General features: G+C 43.5%; 11 protein-coding genes. 8 read left to right on the top strand and 3 right to left on the bottom strand.

The features are described 5' to 3' along the window. Nucleotides 1–292: 292 nt before the first annotated feature. From DBR11_RS12535 to DBR11_RS12505, 7 genes are read left to right on the top strand one after another with little or no spacing between them, the layout of a single operon-like run. Nucleotides 293–3,367, top strand: a complete 3,075-nt coding sequence (locus tag DBR11_RS12535; RefSeq protein WP_108553005.1) for a TonB-dependent receptor — start codon at nt 293–295, stop codon at nt 3,365–3,367. Nucleotides 3,368–3,396: 29 nt separating this feature from the next. Continuing rightward, entirely contained in the window at nt 3,397–4,950 is a 1,554-nt protein-coding gene (locus tag DBR11_RS12530; protein ID WP_108553004.1) for a RagB/SusD family nutrient uptake outer membrane protein, read from the top strand. Between the two features lie 16 nt (nt 4,951–4,966). Further along, nucleotides 4,967–6,514, top strand: a complete 1,548-nt coding sequence (locus DBR11_RS12525; protein ID WP_108553008.1) for an alpha-N-arabinofuranosidase — start codon at nt 4,967–4,969, stop codon at nt 6,512–6,514. A 7-nt stretch (nt 6,515–6,521) separates the two neighbouring features. Continuing rightward, nucleotides 6,522–7,502, top strand: coding sequence for a glycoside hydrolase family 43 protein (locus tag DBR11_RS12520; protein ID WP_108553007.1), 981 nt, complete (start codon nt 6,522–6,524; stop codon nt 7,500–7,502). A 1-nt stretch (nt 7,503) separates the two neighbouring features. Then, nucleotides 7,504–9,486, top strand: coding sequence for an alpha-L-arabinofuranosidase C-terminal domain-containing protein (locus tag DBR11_RS12515; RefSeq protein ID WP_108553003.1), 1,983 nt, complete (start codon nt 7,504–7,506; stop codon nt 9,484–9,486). Beyond that, nucleotides 9,483–10,496: a family 43 glycosylhydrolase gene (locus DBR11_RS12510; RefSeq protein WP_108553002.1), complete on the top strand. Its 1,014-nt coding sequence runs from the start codon at nt 9,483–9,485 to the stop codon at nt 10,494–10,496. The genes DBR11_RS12515 and DBR11_RS12510 overlap by 4 nt, the downstream gene beginning before the upstream one ends. Further along, a complete protein-coding gene (locus tag DBR11_RS12505) occupies nt 10,457–12,001 on the top strand; it encodes an arabinan endo-1,5-alpha-L-arabinosidase (RefSeq protein WP_199233828.1) in 1,545 nt (514 codons plus the stop codon). Before DBR11_RS12510 ends, DBR11_RS12505 begins: the two co-directional genes overlap by 40 nt. 2 nt (nt 12,002–12,003) lie before the next feature. Here DBR11_RS12505 and DBR11_RS12500 read toward each other — a convergent pair whose 3' ends face one another. Beyond that, nucleotides 12,004–13,695, bottom strand: a complete 1,692-nt coding sequence (locus tag DBR11_RS12500; RefSeq protein ID WP_108553000.1) for a M1 family metallopeptidase — start codon at nt 13,693–13,695, stop codon at nt 12,004–12,006. Between the two features lie 280 nt (nt 13,696–13,975). Here DBR11_RS12500 and DBR11_RS12495 point away from each other — a divergent pair, with 280 nt between their 5' ends. Continuing rightward, nucleotides 13,976–16,702: a DUF5695 domain-containing protein gene (locus DBR11_RS12495; RefSeq protein ID WP_199233827.1), complete on the top strand. Its 2,727-nt coding sequence runs from the start codon at nt 13,976–13,978 to the stop codon at nt 16,700–16,702. A 135-nt stretch (nt 16,703–16,837) separates the two neighbouring features. Here DBR11_RS12495 and DBR11_RS12490 read toward each other — a convergent pair whose 3' ends face one another. Both DBR11_RS12490 and DBR11_RS12485 read right to left on the bottom strand, forming a co-directional pair. Then, nucleotides 16,838–17,695: an RNA polymerase sigma factor RpoD/SigA gene (locus DBR11_RS12490; protein ID WP_108552999.1), complete on the bottom strand. Its 858-nt coding sequence runs from the start codon at nt 17,693–17,695 to the stop codon at nt 16,838–16,840. Between the two features lie 46 nt (nt 17,696–17,741). Further along, complete coding sequence (locus tag DBR11_RS12485) at nt 17,742–18,119, bottom strand: AraC family transcriptional regulator (protein ID WP_108552998.1); 378 nt, start codon at nt 18,117–18,119, stop codon at nt 17,742–17,744. Nucleotides 18,120–18,261 lie beyond the last annotated feature (142 nt).

Here is an 18,261-nt window from a genome sequence, read left to right as displayed (position 1 = left end):
GTTTATGTACTGTTTGGTGAGCTGTTTGTATGATGTTTTTAATTATCAAATCAACTTCTATCTTGTTTTTAAATGTTAATTTGACGGTTAATGTTTTTTCCCTACATTCGATTTATGATCATAAAGTATTGATCAGGATAAAAAACCAAGTATTAACCTGTGCTATAATTGAAGGAATAAGGCATGAAAATGTTCCGGATTTATAGGCGAAATTTTCAACTATGTACATCCCGGCGGCACCTTTACTTTTTGTTAATTCTCACTTGCAACCAAATAATAAACATATAATTCTATGAGATCTTTTTTACTCCAAAATTACCGGAGGCACAATTGGCATTTGCTGTTGTTGCTCCTTTTCTTTCCGGTTTTCCTGAAAGCCCAGAGTCAGCCTCTGGTCAAAGGAAAAATTGCCGATGAGCAGGGCATAGGACTACCTGGAGCAACCGTTCAGGTTAAAGGGAAGCCTGCGGCTACCGCGACAGATGGTAGTGGTCACTTTTCTATTCCTGCATCCGCTAATGATGTGTTGTTGGTGAAACTCCTGGGTTTTACAGATCAGGAGATTGAATTAAATGGGCGAAGCCAGGTTAATGTTGTGCTAAAACCAAGCAGTGTAACCCTAAACGATGTCGTTGTAGTCGGCTATGGAAGCCAGAAGAAAAGTGATGTGACCGGTTCGGTAGCTTCAGTAAATACAACAGAGATGAAAAAGACATCGGCCAGTGATGTTGGACAATTGCTACAGGGTCGCGTGGCTGGTATCTCGGTAACCAATGATGGTCAGCCAGGTTCGTCGCCGACGATTCGTATCCGTGGCTTAACCACCTTTGGCAACCAGACACCTTTGTATGTCGTAGATGGAGTCATGCTTTTTAATCCCCCAAGAGATTTTAGTCCAAATGATATTGAATCTATGCAGGTCCTGAAGGATGGTACTGCGGCGGCGATCTACGGTGCAGCAGCAGCCAATGGGGTCATTATCATTACCACTAAGCAAGGTAAAAAGGGAGCCCCTTTACGCATCGACTATAGCGGTTACTACGGAGTGGATAAAGTGGCTCAGAGGATACCAGTGGCCAACCGTGTAGGTTATCAAACTTTAAATAATGAATCCCAATTGAATGGCAATCAGACCATGGCACCAGCCAATGATCCCAACAATCCACGTTACATCAGTAATGTGGATACTGACTGGCAAAAGGAAGGTTTAAAAACAGGTCAGAGAGTCAATCAGAACCTTAATTTTTCTGGTGGTACGGAAAGCTCTACCTACAATGTATCCCTTGATTACTTTAAACAAGGTGGTACATTTGTAGGCCAGGGCCCCGATTATACCCGTTACACAGGTCGTGTAAATACTACGCAGCAAAAGGGAATCTTTAAGTTCGGCCAATCTTTAAGTTATACTCATTCTAAAGAAAATTCACTCACTTACCGTGGTGATGTTTTAAAAGGAGGAAGGCCGGCTATGATCAATGACTTATTGATTGCCATCCCAACACAAAAGGTTTATGACCCCACGATGCTTAACGGTTTTGGAGGTACACAATCAGATTTGGAAAGAGCGATATCGCTTAATGTGGTGGGGGTAAATAGCTTATTTACCAATTATACAGATGTAGACAGAACTTTTGCAGTAGCCTGGGCTGAAGCGCAACTACTCAACAGTAACGGACACAGCTTAAAATACAAGGTAAACGCTGCTTATGATAAAACCATAGCACACGATTTTGCTTTTCAGCCGGTATTTGATCTTGGCTTCTTTTTTAAAGAATCGGTGAACCGTTTAGACAATGCCACCAGAACCTATACCAATAATTTAATCGACAATACGCTGACTTATGATAAGACTTTTGGTAAGCATGTCGTTAATGTGGTTACCGGGGTCAGTTACAATAAAAACACGACAAGTACACTCAGTGGACATTCAGAACAACTTGATCCGGATTACCTGGTTTTAGATAACGGAACCAATAAATCTTTAGCCGGAAGTAAATATCCGTATGCTTTTTTTGGGATGTTTGCCCGTTTGAATTATAATTATGATGACCGTTATCTGCTCACCGCAAATTTCAGAAGAGATGGATCGACCAGATTTGCACCGGGTAATAAATATGGTAATTTTCCGGGAATATCTGCCGGATGGCGCATCAGTAAAGAGAAGTTCTTTACATTACCTTCTTTCATCAGCGATTTGAAACTTAGAGGGGGATATGGGAAACTAGGAAATGCCAATATAGGAGAATTTCTTTATCAAGGCTATCTGAACCCCAATATCGTATACAACTTTAATGGAAGTAAAGTTGTAGGCGGAACACAAACCAATGTTTATGACAGTACTATAAAATGGGAAACGAAGATTACTAAAAATATAGCATTGGATGCTTCTTTGTTTCATGGTATGTTTGATGTGACCGCAGAATATTATAATAATAAAACATCAGACGCCTTGATCGGCGTTCAAATCCCGGCAAGTGTGGGATCTATTAATACTTATCCTACGGTCAATGCAGCTTCTATGCGCAATTCAGGATTTGAGGTAGTGATGGGTTATCATAAAAGACAAGGAGATTTTACCATGGATGTGTCTGCTAACGTGACTACGGTTAGTAACGAATTGCTGGAGCTCAACAGCACAGAAACACAGCGTATTGTTGGTGGATTTGTAAGTAAAGTAGGACATGAAATTGGCCGACATTACGGTAGAGTTGTCGAAGGAGTATTCCAGTCGCAGGAAGAAATCAATAACCATGCTTTTCAAAATTCCTTAACTGCACCAGGCGATCTGAAATTCAAAGATATTAGCGGCCCAAATGGCGCTCCAGATGGAATCATTAACGATTATGACCGGACAGATCTGGGTAGTTCTTTACCTAAAGTGTATTATGGTTTAAACTTTAATGCCAGTTATAAAAGCTTCGATTTTACCTTCTTTGCTTCTGGTGCGGCAGGATACCTGATTAATAGCGGATTGTACCGCTCATTAATGCACACCACAGATTATATTAACTATCATGAAGATGCGCTAAACAGATGGACACCAAGCAATCCTAATAATGAATACCCTCGTTTAGTGGCAAATGATCCAAACCAGAACGGAATAGATTCTGATCGTAAAGGCTGGCTTCAAAAAGGAGACTATTTACGGATCAATACAATTTCCTTAGGCTATACGCTTCCAAAAAAACTTGTCAAATTTGCGCAGCGGTTAAGGATTTATGCCACCGTGCAAAACGCTTACACCTTCCAATATTACAAAGGTTATAACCCGGATTTTGCACAAAGAGACCCTTTTCAACCAGGTTACGACGCAGGCTCCTATCCAACTCCAAGAACTTTCTTATTTGGGATACAAGCTGGCTTTTAAAAAAGATCAATATAATTAAACACAACGTGATGAAGAAAATATTATATGGCGTTTTATTAGGACTGGCTTTTACCGGTTGCAAAAAGCAATTGGATATCCAGAACCCTAATGCCAAAACCATAGACTTGTATTGGAAAACTGAAGCCGATGCAAAAGCAGGATTAGATGCAGTATACAACAGTTTAATCCAGGATGGAACTTATATGCGGATGTTTCCCGCCCTTACTGATGGAAGGGGGGATGATTTTACTGGAGATAGTCCTTGGAGTGATCTTGTACAGGTTGGAAATTTCACTATACCTTCCAATTCCGGACCAGTACAATGGCTCTGGGCAACGCATTACCAGCTCGTATGGCGGGCAAATCAGGTAATCTTTAATGTGCCTTCCATTACCATGAATGAGGATCTGAAGAAACGTTTGCTTGGACAAGCACATTTTCTTCGCGGTCTGGCTTATTTTAACCTTGCGGTTACCTACAAAGTTGTGCCCTTAATAGATGAGTTGCCTACCGATAAAACAAAGTATTTCCCGCATACGGCTACAGAAGAAGCCTTGTGGAATCAGATCATTGCAGATTTTAAAGCAGCCAAAGATGCTTTGCCCTTAAGCTATGTGGGCCTTACAGGGGCCGACGCCGGCCAGATAGGACGCGCCACCAAAGGAGCAGCAACAGGTATGTTGGGGAAAGCCTATTTGTACCGGGAAAAATGGCAGGATGCAGCCACCGAATTTAACGACCTGATCAATGGCTCCATGAAAGGAACCTATAGATTAATGGCCGATTACCGCGATAATTTCAAAGAGATCAACAAGAACAATGCAGAATCCTTGTTCGAAGTACAGTTTGGTCAGCCTGATGCATTAGGTGGAACTGTAATGAATTATGGGGGCGAGCCTAATGCCAACTGGAAACAAGTGAGCTCAACCGGAAGAACTTATGCAATGGATGGTTATGGCTATTCCGATTTTTTACCCACCCGCTGGATTTATAACGAATATAAAATCGAGAAAACCAAAACCGATAAAAGCGATCCCCGTTTGCTGGCCACTATTGCCTCTTACGAGCCGGATGATAATTCTATCACTGTATATGGTAATACCTGGCCCTTCGCTCAAACAGCTATTTACCCAAGAAAATACACCCATGACGGCCTGAACTGGCCAGGTAATGATGATCAGGAAAATTCCGGCATTAATTACAGGATCATGCGTTATGCAGATGTACTGCTGATGTATGCCGAAGCACTGAACGAATCCGGCAATACCACGGCTGCTTACGATTATATCCAGCAAGTGCGTGACCGTGCCAATCTCCCAGACCTGAGGACCACAAAACCAGGTCTGAGCCAAGACCAGATGCGCGACCAAATCGCTCACGAACGAGCCCTGGAATTTGCTATAGAATCTATCCGGATCAATGATATTATCCGCTGGAAATGGCTGTACAAACCAGAAAAACTAGCTATTTTGAAAGCGCATGACGGAGACTTCAATACCTGGACGCCCGGTAAAGAATATCTGCCCATTCCGCTTTCAGAACTGAATGTCAACCCAAATATTTCACGTAATCCTGCTAACTAATTCCGATACCAATCAGATGAACCTACTCCAAAAAAATCTCTCCAAATTGACCTGTGCCTGCCTGTTGAGTCTGGGCAGCCAGGGTCTGTTTGCCCAGCAAACTGTAGTTAAATTACATGCCGATCAACCATCCGGTACGATCAGCAAACATATTTACGGACATTTTGCAGAACATTTGGGCCGCTGCATATACGACGGTTTCTATGTGGGCGAAAATTCCAGTATCCCCAATACTGCAGGGGTTAGAAATGATATCATCGCAGCACTCAAGAATCTAAATATTCCAAACCTGAGGTGGCCTGGTGGTTGTTTTGCAGATCGTTACCACTGGAAAGATGGTGTCGGGCCAAAAGAGCAGCGGCCATCTATTGTCAATACTATGTGGGGCGGAGTAACAGAAGACAATAGTTTTGGTACCCATGATTTTTTGAACATGTGCAAATTGCTGGGTACTGAGGCTTATCTGGCTGGTAATACCGGAAGTGGTACCGTTCAGGAGCTTGCAGACTGGGTACAGTATGTGAATTTTGAAGGAAAAAGCCCGATGTCGGACTTGAGGGTAAAGAACGGGCAGACCAAGCCATGGAATGTGAAATTCTGGGGTGTAGGAAATGAGGCCTGGGGCTGCGGGGGCAATATGACACCTGAATACTATGTAGGAGAATACCGCAGGTACGCGACTTTTATGGAAGGTAGAAATCTGTTTAAAATTGCTTCCGGAGCTAATGTAGACGATTACCACTGGACAGAAACCTTAATGAAGGGTATTCCCTTACAGATGATGGATGGTATTGCTTTGCACCACTATTCTTTTCCGAGTTGGGAGAAAAAAGGACCTGCTACCGGTTTCACAGAGCAACAATATTTTGAGACCATGAAAACGGCCTTAAGGATGGAGGAACTGATCACCAAACATACCGCCATTATGAATAAATACGATCCAAAGAAAAAGATCGCCCTGGTGGTAGACGAATGGGGCGGATGGTTTGAAGTAGAAAAAGGGACCAATCCCGGGTTTTTGTACCAGCAAAATACCATGCGCGATGCCATGATTGCAGGAGTTACTTTAAACATTTTTAACAACCACAGCGACAGAGTGAAGATTGCCAATCTGGCCCAGTGCATCAATGTACTTCAAGCGGTTATTTTAACAAATAAAGAAAAAATGCTGCTTTCACCAACCTATCACGTTATGGAGATGTACAAAGTGCATCAGGACGCTACCCTGCTTCCGGTAGAAGTAAAAACAGATGATTATGTATTTGGACAGGAAAAACTGCCCTCGGTTTCTGTCTCTGCCTCCAAAAATGCAGGGGGGCTAACACATGTTTCTGTGGTAAACATCAACAGCAGTAAAACTGAAGAGATTGAAATTGATGTAAACGGAGCGAAATTTAGGAACGTAAGTGGCAGGATACTGAGCTCTTCTAAAATAGACGATCACAACACCTTTGAAAAGCCGGATTATATCAAAGCTGTTTCCTTTAAAGGCGCTGTACTGAAAGATGGAAAATTAAAGGTGAAATTACCGCCTTTTTCTTTAGCTGTACTTGAACTTAATTAAAAGCAAGATGAAAAAGATTTTGAAAACCTCAGTTTTATCCAATGTCTGTTTGACGTTGTGCTTCCTGCCTGCATTCAGCAGTTTTGCACAATCTGTTAAAGTTGTAGAAGGCAATCCGATTATTAAAGATAAATACACCGCGGATCCTGCAGCCCTGGTCTATAAAAACAAGGTCTATCTGTATACTGGTCATGATGAAGCACCTGCCGGACAGGAACGTTACCTGATGAATGAATGGCTGGTCTATTCTTCATCCAATCTGATTGACTGGGAAGAACATCCCTCGCCGCTGAAAGCTCGGGATTTTTCCTGGGCAAAAGGTGATGCCTGGGCCTCCCAGGTGATCGAGAAAAACGGAAAATTCTACTGGTATGCAGCTGTTGAGCATGGCCGTATTCCTGGGAAAGCCATAGGTGTTGCGGTTGCCGATAGTCCAATTGGTCCTTTTAAAGATGCCAGGGGTACAGCATTAATTACCAATGATATGACCACAGATGTGAAGATCAGCTGGGATGATATTGACCCAACTGTTTTTATTGATGACGATGGACAGGCCTATCTCTACTGGGGCAATAGTCAATGTTATTACATTAAGCTCAAAGCCAATATGACTGAACAAGACGGCCCGATCCATAAAGTTGATCTGCCGGGATTTACAGAAGCCCCCTGGCTGCATAAACGTAAAGGCTGGTACTATTTGTCTTATGCCTACCAGTTTCCTGAAAAGATTGCCTATGCTATGAGTCGTTCGGTAACTGGTCCCTGGGAGTTTAAGGGTGTTTTGAATGAAGTGGCAGGAAATTCCAATACCAATCACCAGGCCATCATTGATTATAAAGGCAAGTCTTATTTTATTTACCATAACGGTTCCATTCCAACAGCCGGTGGCAGTTACCGAAGATCAGTATGTATAGACGAGCTGTTTTATAACGCAGATGGTACAATGAAACGCATCAAAATGACAACCGAAGGATTAAAAGGCAAATAATATGTTAAAACAATATTTAATCACGACCATAGCCGCATGCAGCCTGTTCCATGCACAGGCACAAAAAAGTAAAACCATTGTGGTGAACCCGGATCAGATCACGGCCCAGATACAACCTGAAATGTGGGGCGTATTTTTTGAAGACATCAATATGGGTGCCGATGGAGGTATCTATGCAGAACTGATCAAGAACCGTTCTTTCGAATTCTACAAACCCTTGATGGGCTGGACGGTTCAGGGGCAAAAAAAACAGGAAGGTGATATATTGGTATTGAACAAAGGCGAAGCAGATCCCAATAACCCCAGATTTTTAAGAGTGGTGTCCAGGGGAGCTCACAAAGCTGATCTCAGCCTGACCAACGAAGGTTTCAAAGGAATAGGCGTTAAAAAAGGCCTGAACTATGAATTTTCTGTTTATTACAGAAATGCCAGCCCAGGCCTGAAATTACATGCTGAACTGATCGACAGTACAGGCCGGGTGATCGGTTCAAGTGTATTGACACCCGAACATCAAGACAAGCAATGGAGAAAACAATCCCTGAGTTTTTCTGCCTCTGAAACGCTGAACAAAGCCAAATTTAACCTCTGGTTTGAAGGTGCAGGGCAAATAGACCTGGACCAGATTTCCTTGTTCCCAGGTGATACCTGGAAAAACAGAAAAGGTGGTTTGAGGGGAGATATGGTACAAATGCTGGCCGATATGAAACCGGGTTTTATCCGTTTTCCCGGAGGATGTGTCGTAGAAGGACATGAGCTTTCTACCCGCTACCAATGGAAAAAAACAATTGGACCAGTAGAAAACCGTAAACTGATGGTAAATCGTTGGAACACTGAATTTGCTCACCGGCCGTCACCAGATTATTACCAGACCTTTGGCCTGGGATTTTATGAATATTTCCAGCTTTCTGAAGACATCGGTGCAGAGCCTCTGCCAATTTTGAACTGTGGTATGGCCTGTCAGTTCAATACTGCAGAGCTGGTTCCGTTGGATGAATTGGATCCTTATATACAGGATGCGCTGGACCTGATCGAATTTGCCAATGGTGATGTCAATACCACCTGGGGCAAGGTTAGAGCCGAAATGGGTCACCCCGAGCCGTTCCGTTTAAAAATGATGGGTATTGGTAATGAGAACTGGGGGCCCCAGTATTTGGAGCGCCTGGCCTTATTTACCAAAGCAGTGAAAAGTAAATATCCGGAAATTAAACTGGTCAACAGCTCGGGGACAGACCCCAATGGTGAACGTTTCGACCTCCTGAATCAATCGCTAAGAAAAGCGAAAGCCGATATTATCGACGAACATTATTATCGATCGCCAGAATGGTTCCTGCAAAATGCCAAACGCTACGATAATTATGACCGCAACGGCTCCAAAGTTTTCGCAGGCGAATATGCTGCGCAAAGTGACGGTATTGCCAAACCTACAAATAAGAACAATTGGAAATGTGCCATTGCGGAAGCGGCATTTCTGACCGGCCTGGAAAGAAACGCAGCAGTCGTTCACATGGCCTCTTACGCTCCTTTGTTTGCGCATGCAGAAGGTTGGCAGTGGACTCCGGACATGATCTGGGTAGATAACCTTAGGGTATATGGTACGCCTAATTATTATGTACAGCAATTGTATTCCCTGAACAAAGGAACAGACGTAGTGAGTATCCTCGAAGACAACCAGATTCTTGCCGGACAAGACAGCATCTATGCTTCAGCAGTGATCGATAAAAAAACTAAGGAACTGATCATAAAGGTTATCAATGCCTCTTCATCGGCCAATAACAAAGAGATCAATATTTCCGGAGGTAAAAAGCTGGAAGCAAAAGGCCGCTTGATCTTGTTGCAAAATCAAGATCTGGATGCCGTCAATACTTTTAGTAATGCGGTAAATGTGAGTCCGAAAGAGCAGAGTCTGAAAGTAAAGAACAATCGTATTTCCCTGCAGTTAAAACCTTATTCCTTTAACGTCATCCGTATAAAAATGAAATCATGACCAGATACGCAACTCTTTTTTTGATCTTATTCCTGGGTACTCATATCCGTGCCCAGGAATATAAAACTGGTATTTCGGTACACGATCCGGTGATGATCAAACAAAAAGATACCTATTACCTGTTCGCTACAGGTTGGGGTATCAACGTCTGGAGTTCCAAAGACAGAAAAAACTGGAAGGCCGAAAAACCGGTGTTCCCAAATGTACCGGGATGGGCGGTACAGGCTATTCCTGGGTTTAAAGGACATATCTGGGCGCCGGATATCCTTTTTAATAAGGGAACTTATTACCTGTATTATTCTGTTTCTGCTTTTGGCAAAAATACTTCTGCCATTGGTGTGGCTACCAATGCCACGCTAGATCCCTTATCTCCGTATTTTAAATGGACAGATCAGGGCAAGATCCTGCAATCTTATCCTGGTAAAACCAATTGGAATGCTATAGATCCCAATGTGATTACCGATGCGCGCGGAACACCATGGATGGTTTTTGGTTCCTTCTGGGATGGCATAAAACTGGTGAAACTGAAAAAAGATCTTTTGCAGGTGGACGAGGACCTGAACCGGATTCCAACCATTGCCAGCCGGAAAAAGGATTCGGGATCACCCAATCCCCCAGCGGTAGACGGTAATCCTGCAGATGCAGGAGGCAATGCCATTGAAGCCCCCTTTCTGTTTAAAAAGAACGGATATTATTATCTGTTTGCCTCTATAGATTACTGCTGCAAAGGTGTTAAAAGTACTTATAAAATGATTGTGGGCCGTTCGAAATCTGTTCAGGGCCCATATCTCGACAAATCTGGTGCAGCGATGGCCAAAGGTGGCGGAAGCCTGCTCCTGCAGGGGGATGAACATTGGAATGGAACGGGTCATAATGCGGTTGTTCAGTTTGAAGGAACCGACTACCTGATCTTTCATGCCTATGATGCCGCAGACCAGGGCATACCCAAGCTCCGGATAGAAGAACTACAATGGTCAGACGGCTGGCCATCCGTACCACAGCGCCACTAATCACCTCCAATAACCAAACCGATATGAACCTATTTAAACCAACAATGCTCTGGCTGGGCATCGCACTTGCGCTGTCATTTTACGCCTGTAAAAAAGAAAATGCTTTTGATAAGCTGGGAAATACTGTTCCCGCCCATGCAGATGTGGCTTTTAACATTAATACCATTAACGATACTTATGCCGACGTTGCGGCTGCCCAGTACAGCTATATGTGGGGAGTATATAATGTACATGATCCATCTATTTTTAAAAGTGGCGACTGGTTCTACTGCTACAGCACAGATGTTGGATACGGCATTGCTGTACGGCCGGGCATCCAGATCCGCAAATCAAAAGATCTGGTGAACTGGCAATTTGTAGGCTGGGTATTTGGTGGCATACCCACCATGGGCAATAATTACATTAAGCAAAACGGAGCGACTTCCAATGACGGACTTTGGGCACCATATATTTTAAAAGCAGGATCAGAATACAGGTTGTATTATTCGCTGGCTTCAACGGGGTTCCGTATTAGCTGTATCGGACTGGCTACTGCCTCCTCTCCCGAAGGGCCCTGGACAGAAAAAGGAATTGCTGTCAGTTCGGTAACTGCAGGTCCAGGAACCAATGCCATAGATCCTACAGTTATGATTACCCCTACAGGAGAACAGTATATGATCTATGGCTCTGCCTGGGACGGTCTGTTCCAGGTACAACTGAACCCGGCAACCGGATTGGCCAATGTAGCAGGCGATCGGGGAAAACGTATTGTAAGACGGGGCAGGACCGGTGGCAATTACAATGGGAACCTGGAAGGTCCCGAAGTGATCTACAATGCAGAACAAAAAATGTATTACTTATTTGTAGCCTACGACTGGTTGGCGACCAAATATAATGTCAGGGTATTTCGCTCTGCAAGTCCAACAGGACCTTTTCTGGATTGGAATGGCCACAGTGCAGACCTGCAGGAAGATCATGGACCAATGATCCTGGCACCCTATAAATTTATGGGCCATGGAGGCTGGGCAGGTGTTTCCCATCCCGCGGTGTTTCAGGACAAAGGGCAATATTATATTGCCACCCAGGGCAGACCAGGCGTAGACCTGAACTTTATGGTTTTGCATGTCCGAAAGATTTTTTGGACACCGGAAGGCTGGCCATTGGTTTCCCCCGAACGTTATGCCAATGTGCCTGACGATGCGGTAAGCAAGGAACAGATCAGCGGAGATTATGAACAGATCGTTTTAGGTTATGTCACTGTTCCTGGCTATGGTGCAGAGCAAACCGACCCTCAGTATTCAGTTGCAGGTAAAACCACATTGAACGCTGATGGAAAGATCAATGGAGATGCCAACAACACCTGGGTATATAATGCACCCTGGCTGGAACTGCGCTGGGCAGGTGGTTTGTTTGTAGATAAACTGCATGTTTCCAGAGAACGCGACTGGGAAAATAAAAAGCAATCCACCATCGTAATGACTGGATTTAATGGTGCAGGAACAGCGATTTGGTTTAAGAAAATGTAAGATCAGATCTGTTCCGCTTTAACACTGACGTAATAAGCCTTTTCTATGTTTGCTGTTTCAAGTAAAGAAGCCTCGCCAGTTTTTAAGGCTCGGGTCTGAAATTTTTCTGACGGAAAGAGCTTCACACGAAGCTCTTTCCGTTTTAAAACCAATGGAAGGTTAAAACCTTTTACACAATTGCGCCAGCGGTAAGCCACCTCATTTTTTGCCGGATTGAAACGGAGTTCCAGTTCCGGGATTTGTGTGGTCCTTAAATATTGATCATAAACCTTACTGTAATCATAACCTGCCTGTTTAGACAAATAGGTCTCTATTTCTTTAGAGGTAACGGTTTGATGATAGAAGGTCTTATTTAAACCGCGGATCATATTGCGGAACAGCAGGTCATTATCTATGCTGTGGCGAATGGTATGGATCATATTGGCACCCTTAGGGTACATATCCCCGCTGCCCTGCGCGTTGACATTATACTCCGGAATAATCGGCTGATCGTTGCGGATGCCTTTTCTGATGCCATAGTTGTAGGCATCACCAGCTCCTTTTCCAAAACGGTATTCAGTATACAGGGTTTCACTATAATTGGTAAAGCCTTCGTGCACCCACATGTCTGCAAGGTCTTTTGTAGTGATGTTGTTGCCAAACCATTCATGTCCGCTTTCATGAACAATAATAAAATCCCATTTCATACCCCAGCCTGTTCCGGAAGCGTCTCTTCCGCCATATCCGGGTTGATATTTATTGCCGTAAGCCACTGCGCTTTGATGTTCCATACCCGAATGTGGAGCATCAATAAGTTTGTAACCATCTTCGTAAAAAGGATAGGGACCCATCCAGTATTCAAAACTCTTCAGCATATATTGTACTTCTGCAGGCATATAGGATTTGGCTTTTTGCAAGTTATAATCCAGCACCCAGTAGCTCAAATCCAGTTTTCCTTTTGCTCCGGGATAAACCTCCGTGAAGTTGACATATTTTCCGATATAGGGAATCAGGCAATAATTATTGATTGGATTAACCACTATCCATTTATAACTGGTTGTACCGTTGCCATTGTTTTTTTTAGAAGCCAGACGGCCATTGGCCACGGCAATTAAACTATCGGGAACGGTCATGGTTAAAGAAGCGCCTTTATCGGGTTCGTCACTTTGATGGTCTTTGCATGGATACCAGATCGAGGCTCCTGCAGCGCCCTGGCAAGCCACAGTCATCCAGGGACGGCTTTGTGCGTCTTTAGTAAAGATCCATCCACCATCCCAGGGTGCACGAATAGCTTCATGTACTTTGCCATGATAAAAGATCTCTATTTTTTGAATACTAGCTTTTTTCTGGTCAGGTACGTCCAGTAGCCAGGCATCACCATCCTGGGTAAAACTGAGCTTTTTTGATCCGTTTAATAAAATGCTATCTATGGAAAGAGGGGCTTTAAGGTCAATTTGCATACGTTTCTTGCCAGGATTTGCAGTAACAAGATAAGTGATGATGTTCTTCCCCTCAATGGTTTTTGCTTTATAATCTGGCTGAACACTGATGTCATAACGCTGAACATTCCACCAGGAACGCTCAGGTGTTAAACTTCCTCGCAGGGTATCTGCATGGCTATAGGTTTTTCTTGTGTGTTGTGCTTTTACTTCATGGCAGAGTATAAGCAGCGTAAAACTGGTCACAACGGTTTTGAACAGGAAAGATATCTTCATTTTATCAAATCAAATTTGGGTCTAAACAAACAAGTCATCTGATCAAACATCGACATTCCAGTTTAAATTCTCTGGCTATGAATTGATCCAAACTTTACGAAAATTAACCCTGTTTTTGTTTTTTTGGATTGAAATAGGCTTAATTATTGGCAGGATGAAGAAGGTCTTTGTCGCTATGTGCTAAAAATAGGCTATAATCAGGCAATTTATGGTGAAATATTGGCCAGGCAGGCACTTAATTTTAAGCTTTAATTCGCTTGTTTCACCCAAATCTAAAATTATGCCCATAAATCCTAAAATAATTGCATTCGTACTGCTGCAAGGCGCTGTCTGTTTCTATGGTAAAGCCCAGGACCGATGGAAGGAAATTGCAGCGAGGCCGACCACACTGGATCTGAGACCTGGAGTGATGGATCTTAAAGCAGGTCCTTTCGGGCTTAAACTCGTTAAATCTTCTCAAACTATGGCAGGACTGCAGCCTGAAGGCGAGATTGGATTTGACTATACACCCGCAGACTGGTTGGCGAAAAGGGGAAAGGATGGGTTTTATCATCTAGGAGACCTCAATCTGCAATTGAGGACAGATCCTTCACTTTCCTGGCAAAAGTTTTCCACGGCAAGCCAACGTCATGAAGTCAAAACCTTAACCGTCCTGGGAGACACGCTTGCTGCTGCAGATCTTTCAGCTACTTTGGCTCAAAATCTGCCCTTAAATGTTAAACGCTACTGGATAAAGGAACAAAACAGTCTGGTCTTGCTGTTTCGCATCAGTAATACCAGCACAGGTCCGGTGGAGTTGGGCGCATTGGGTATCCCAATGGTATTTAATAATATTCTGGAAGGGAAATCACTTGAAGAAACCCATGCGGGTAATGTCTTCTATGATCCTTATATTGGGCGGGACGCGGGATATGTGCAGGTTACCCGTTTAACCGGGGAAGGCCCGGCTATGCTGGTGCTTCCTTATGGAAAGACACCACTGGAAGCCTATAGTCCTTTGTTAGATGATCCAACACCCAGGGGAATTGCTTTTGAGGGTTTCCATGAATGGATGGTTTACAGTAAAGCAAGGACGGAGCAGGACTGGAAAGTCGCAGAACAATGGAACGAAGCTCGTTCTGTTGTGCTAAAAGCTGGAGAAACCAGGGTTTATGGGCTTAAATTTATACTCGCAGATTCTATTGGAGGAATTGAGGCAAGGTTGCTGCAAGAGCATAGACCTGTTGCCATTGGTGTACCAGGCTATATCCTGCCAATGGATGTTAATGCAAAATTATTTCTTAAATACCCTGGTCAGATCAAAGAGATTAAAGTGATGCCGGAAGGGGCACTTCAGTGGCAGCGGAAAGGTATTTCTGCTGAGGGCTGGACCACTTACCAGGTGAAGGGAAAGAAATGGGGCAATGCCCGTTTAACTTTGACTTATCAGGATGGATTGGAGCAAACTATCAGTTATAAAGTGATCAAACCAGAAACGGAGCTGATTGCAGATTATGGCCGTTTTTTAACCCGGGAACAATGGTTTGAAGAACCTTATGATCTATTTAAGCGAAGCCCCTCTGTAATCAGTTATGATTATGAAAAGAAGGAGCAGGTAAAACAGGATGGCCGGGTCTGGATTTCCGGACTGAGTGATGAGGGCGGTGCAGGGAGCTGGTTGGGGGCTATAATGAAACAACTGGTGCAGCCTAGTCCACTTGAAATCCGCAAACTGCAGCGGTTTGCAGACAGTACGCTTTGGGGTGGGCTGCAGGTTAAAGATGGACCGGAGAAATACGGGGTGAAGAAGAGTCTGTTTTATTATCAGCCAGATTCGGTTCCTGCAGGGACTTATAGTCCGGAAATCAATTATAAAACCTGGGCGGCCTGGAACCACAAGGCGGCTAACGATGTAGGCCGATCTTACAATTATCCGCATGTGGCGGCGGCAGACTGGGTTTTGTACCGCTTGGCCCGCAACCATCAGGGATTAGTGACCGGAAAGGATTGGAAGTGGTATCTGGACCTGGCTTTTCATACGTCAATGGCTATGGTGTCGCTTGCCCCAACTTATGCTGAGTTTGGTCAAATGGAAGGAACGGTGTTTTTGCTGATTTTGAAGGACCTGAAAGATGAAGGTCTTGTTCAGCAGGCCGATCTTTTGGAAAAGGCTATGCGGGCACGTGCAGACCACTGGCGGTCTTTAAAGTATCCTTTTGGCAGTGAAATGCCCTGGGATTCTACCGGGCAGGAGGAAGTATATATGTGGTCTGATCATTTCGGGTATGCAGATAAAGCTCATGTAACCTTGAACGCAATTCTTGGTTATATGCCTACATTGCCAAGCTGGGGATATAATGGGAGCGCGAGAAGGTACTGGGATTTTCTATATGGGGGTAAGTTGTCGAGAATTGAACGTCAGCTGCATCATTATGGTTCGGGTTTAAATGCTATTCCTGTTCTGAAGGCTTTCAGGTCACATCCAGATGACCTTCATTTACTGAGGGTTGGCTACGGAGGTTTAATGGGGGCTATTGGAAATATTACTTACGATGGATTTGGTCCGGCGGCTTTTCATTCTTTTCCTTCTACGATGAAGATTGATGGGCTTTCCGGAGATTATGGTTCTGGTTTTTTTGGTTATGCCGTAAATTCCGGGACTTATATAATCAGGGATAAAGCGTTGGGCTGGCTGGCTTTCGGCGGGAATCTGGAAGTGAGAAAGTCGTTGGTTCATGTTGAAGTGACTACGGCATCTAAATCCAGGGTGTATCTTGCTCCAATAAGCTTGTGGCTTGTTTTGGACGCCGGGACTTTTAAGAGTGTAAGTTATGATATGCAAAGTAAGGCTGTGGAGCTGGAGCTCAATCCTAGGGATGAATATACGGATCATGCGTATTTAAAAATTGAGCCATCTGTTGCTTCCAATGTTGTTTATGGTTTGCGGAATGTTTTTGAAACGGAAAGAAATAAGTTTAAAATTCCGTTGAAAAATGGGGTGTTAAAGGTTAAGCTTGAACCGCGTTAAGTCATGTTTGCTACCTGAAAGGTATCAAGTGCAGATGCGATTCATCCGAACAGAAGGTACCTTTATGGGGTGAATTTTCTGTAGCAAATTGCAGAGGGAGGGAGGTGAGTGGGGGGACAAAGAGTGAGTGAATTTTTATAGATAGCCTTTCAAATCTGTTTTGGCATATTCTTTTAGGGTTTTTATGGACCTGGCTTGTATTTTCTGTACGGTTACCTGACTCATTTTCATCTGTGATGCGATGTCTTTTAACGTCATGGGGTAAGCCATATCCATTCCGTAATACAAACGGATGATCTGTTGTTCACGTTCTCTAAGTTTATTGATGAGCCTGTTGAGGTCTGTTTTAAGAGAGTGGTTGAGGACTTCCTGATCTGGGGCTTCCGACTGTATATTGGGGATCTGATCCAGGAGTGTACTGCTGTCCTGGTCTTGTGTGGAGGGCTTATACAGAGATATGGGATGGGATACGGTATTTATGAATTCAAAGATATGCTTTTCGCTCAGTTGTGTGAAGTCTGCAATTTCTTTGAGGTTTGGGACGCGTTCGAGTTGTTGTTCCAGCTCTAGAGATGCTTGTACAACTTTGGTATAACCAGCTATGATATTTCCAGGAAGACGAACTAAACGTCTTCTTTTTGTAAGACTGTGGGTGATGCTTTGCCGGATTTCCCAAACGGCAAAGGAAATGAATTTAAAACCTTTGGTTTCGTCGTATTTTGAGGCCGCTTTGATCAGTCCTATGTTCCCGTCATTGATCAGGTCACCCAGGGCTACACCATAGTCCTGGTATTTTTTTGCAACAGTGATCACAAAGCGAAGGTTGCAACGAATGAGTTTTTCCCGGGCGCTTACATCGCCTTCGCGTGCTTTTTTAGCTAGTATAGCTTCATCCTCCGGACTAAGTGCCGGATAACGAGAGATTTCAGCGAAGTAACGGTCCAGCGTATAGGTTTTGCTGGTCAGTAATTGGGTGATTTTTATCTCCTTCATACATCAAACCTATGGGGTTAATGGCTAATAAAATGGAATTATAGCTTCAAATTGTGGTGTTTTGGTGATTCTTTCTGAAAATCTTTGGAGTGATACCTTCCAGTTTCCGAAAACACTTCCCGAAATAGGATGGATCGCAAATGCCAAGTTCGAAAGCAATTTGTTTGGAAGAAAGGGTCGTGGTGGATAGTAATAATTTGGCTTCATCATGGATGCGATCCTGAAGCATCTCATATACGGTTTTATTGATATAATATTTCGTAATTCGATTGAGTCGTGTTAATGTAAGATGGAGTGATGCAGCATAGTATTCATGATCGTGGTTTTGTCTGAAATGGCTTTCAATAAGCTGTTGCAGTCTTTTTACAAGTTCCAGGTCAGGAGAAATATAGGTGCAGGAGTTTGGTTTTAGGTAGTCTGACATTTTTCTGAATGGTTTAGTTTTATTTTATTCAAAAATAGAATGCTAAAACCGTTAAAAATTGGACTTTATGTACAATTCGTTGGACTCTGTAACATCTTTTGGTCAGTTTTATTATTTCATACGTGTCTGAAGTACCAGTAAT

The sequence above is a fragment of the Pedobacter sp. HMWF019 genome (assembly GCF_003061025.1).
Lineage (GTDB): Bacteria > Bacteroidota > Bacteroidia > Sphingobacteriales > Sphingobacteriaceae > Pedobacter.
This window is presented reverse-complemented; position numbering and strand designations above follow the sequence as displayed.

What these genes read in the sequence shown, in the direction of transcription:
- DBR11_RS12535 (WP_108553005.1), top strand. Translation starts at nt 293, where the DNA reads ATGAGATCTTTTTTACTCCAAAATTACCGGAGGCACAATTGGCATTTG.
- DBR11_RS12530 (WP_108553004.1), top strand. Translation starts at nt 3,397, where the DNA reads ATGAAGAAAATATTATATGGCGTTTTATTAGGACTGGCTTTTACCGGT.
- DBR11_RS12525 (WP_108553008.1), top strand. Translation starts at nt 4,967, where the DNA reads ATGAACCTACTCCAAAAAAATCTCTCCAAATTGACCTGTGCCTGCCTG.
- DBR11_RS12520 (WP_108553007.1), top strand. Translation starts at nt 6,522, where the DNA reads ATGAAAAAGATTTTGAAAACCTCAGTTTTATCCAATGTCTGTTTGACG.
- DBR11_RS12515 (WP_108553003.1), top strand. Translation starts at nt 7,504, where the DNA reads ATGTTAAAACAATATTTAATCACGACCATAGCCGCATGCAGCCTGTTC.
- DBR11_RS12510 (WP_108553002.1), top strand. Translation starts at nt 9,483, where the DNA reads ATGACCAGATACGCAACTCTTTTTTTGATCTTATTCCTGGGTACTCAT.
- DBR11_RS12505 (WP_199233828.1), top strand. Translation starts at nt 10,457, where the DNA reads ATGGTCAGACGGCTGGCCATCCGTACCACAGCGCCACTAATCACCTCC.
- DBR11_RS12500 (WP_108553000.1), bottom strand. Translation starts at nt 13,695, where the DNA reads ATGAAGATATCTTTCCTGTTCAAAACCGTTGTGACCAGTTTTACGCTG.
- DBR11_RS12495 (WP_199233827.1), top strand. Translation starts at nt 13,976, where the DNA reads ATGCCCATAAATCCTAAAATAATTGCATTCGTACTGCTGCAAGGCGCT.
- DBR11_RS12490 (WP_108552999.1), bottom strand. Translation starts at nt 17,695, where the DNA reads ATGAAGGAGATAAAAATCACCCAATTACTGACCAGCAAAACCTATACG.
- DBR11_RS12485 (WP_108552998.1), bottom strand. Translation starts at nt 18,119, where the DNA reads ATGTCAGACTACCTAAAACCAAACTCCTGCACCTATATTTCTCCTGAC.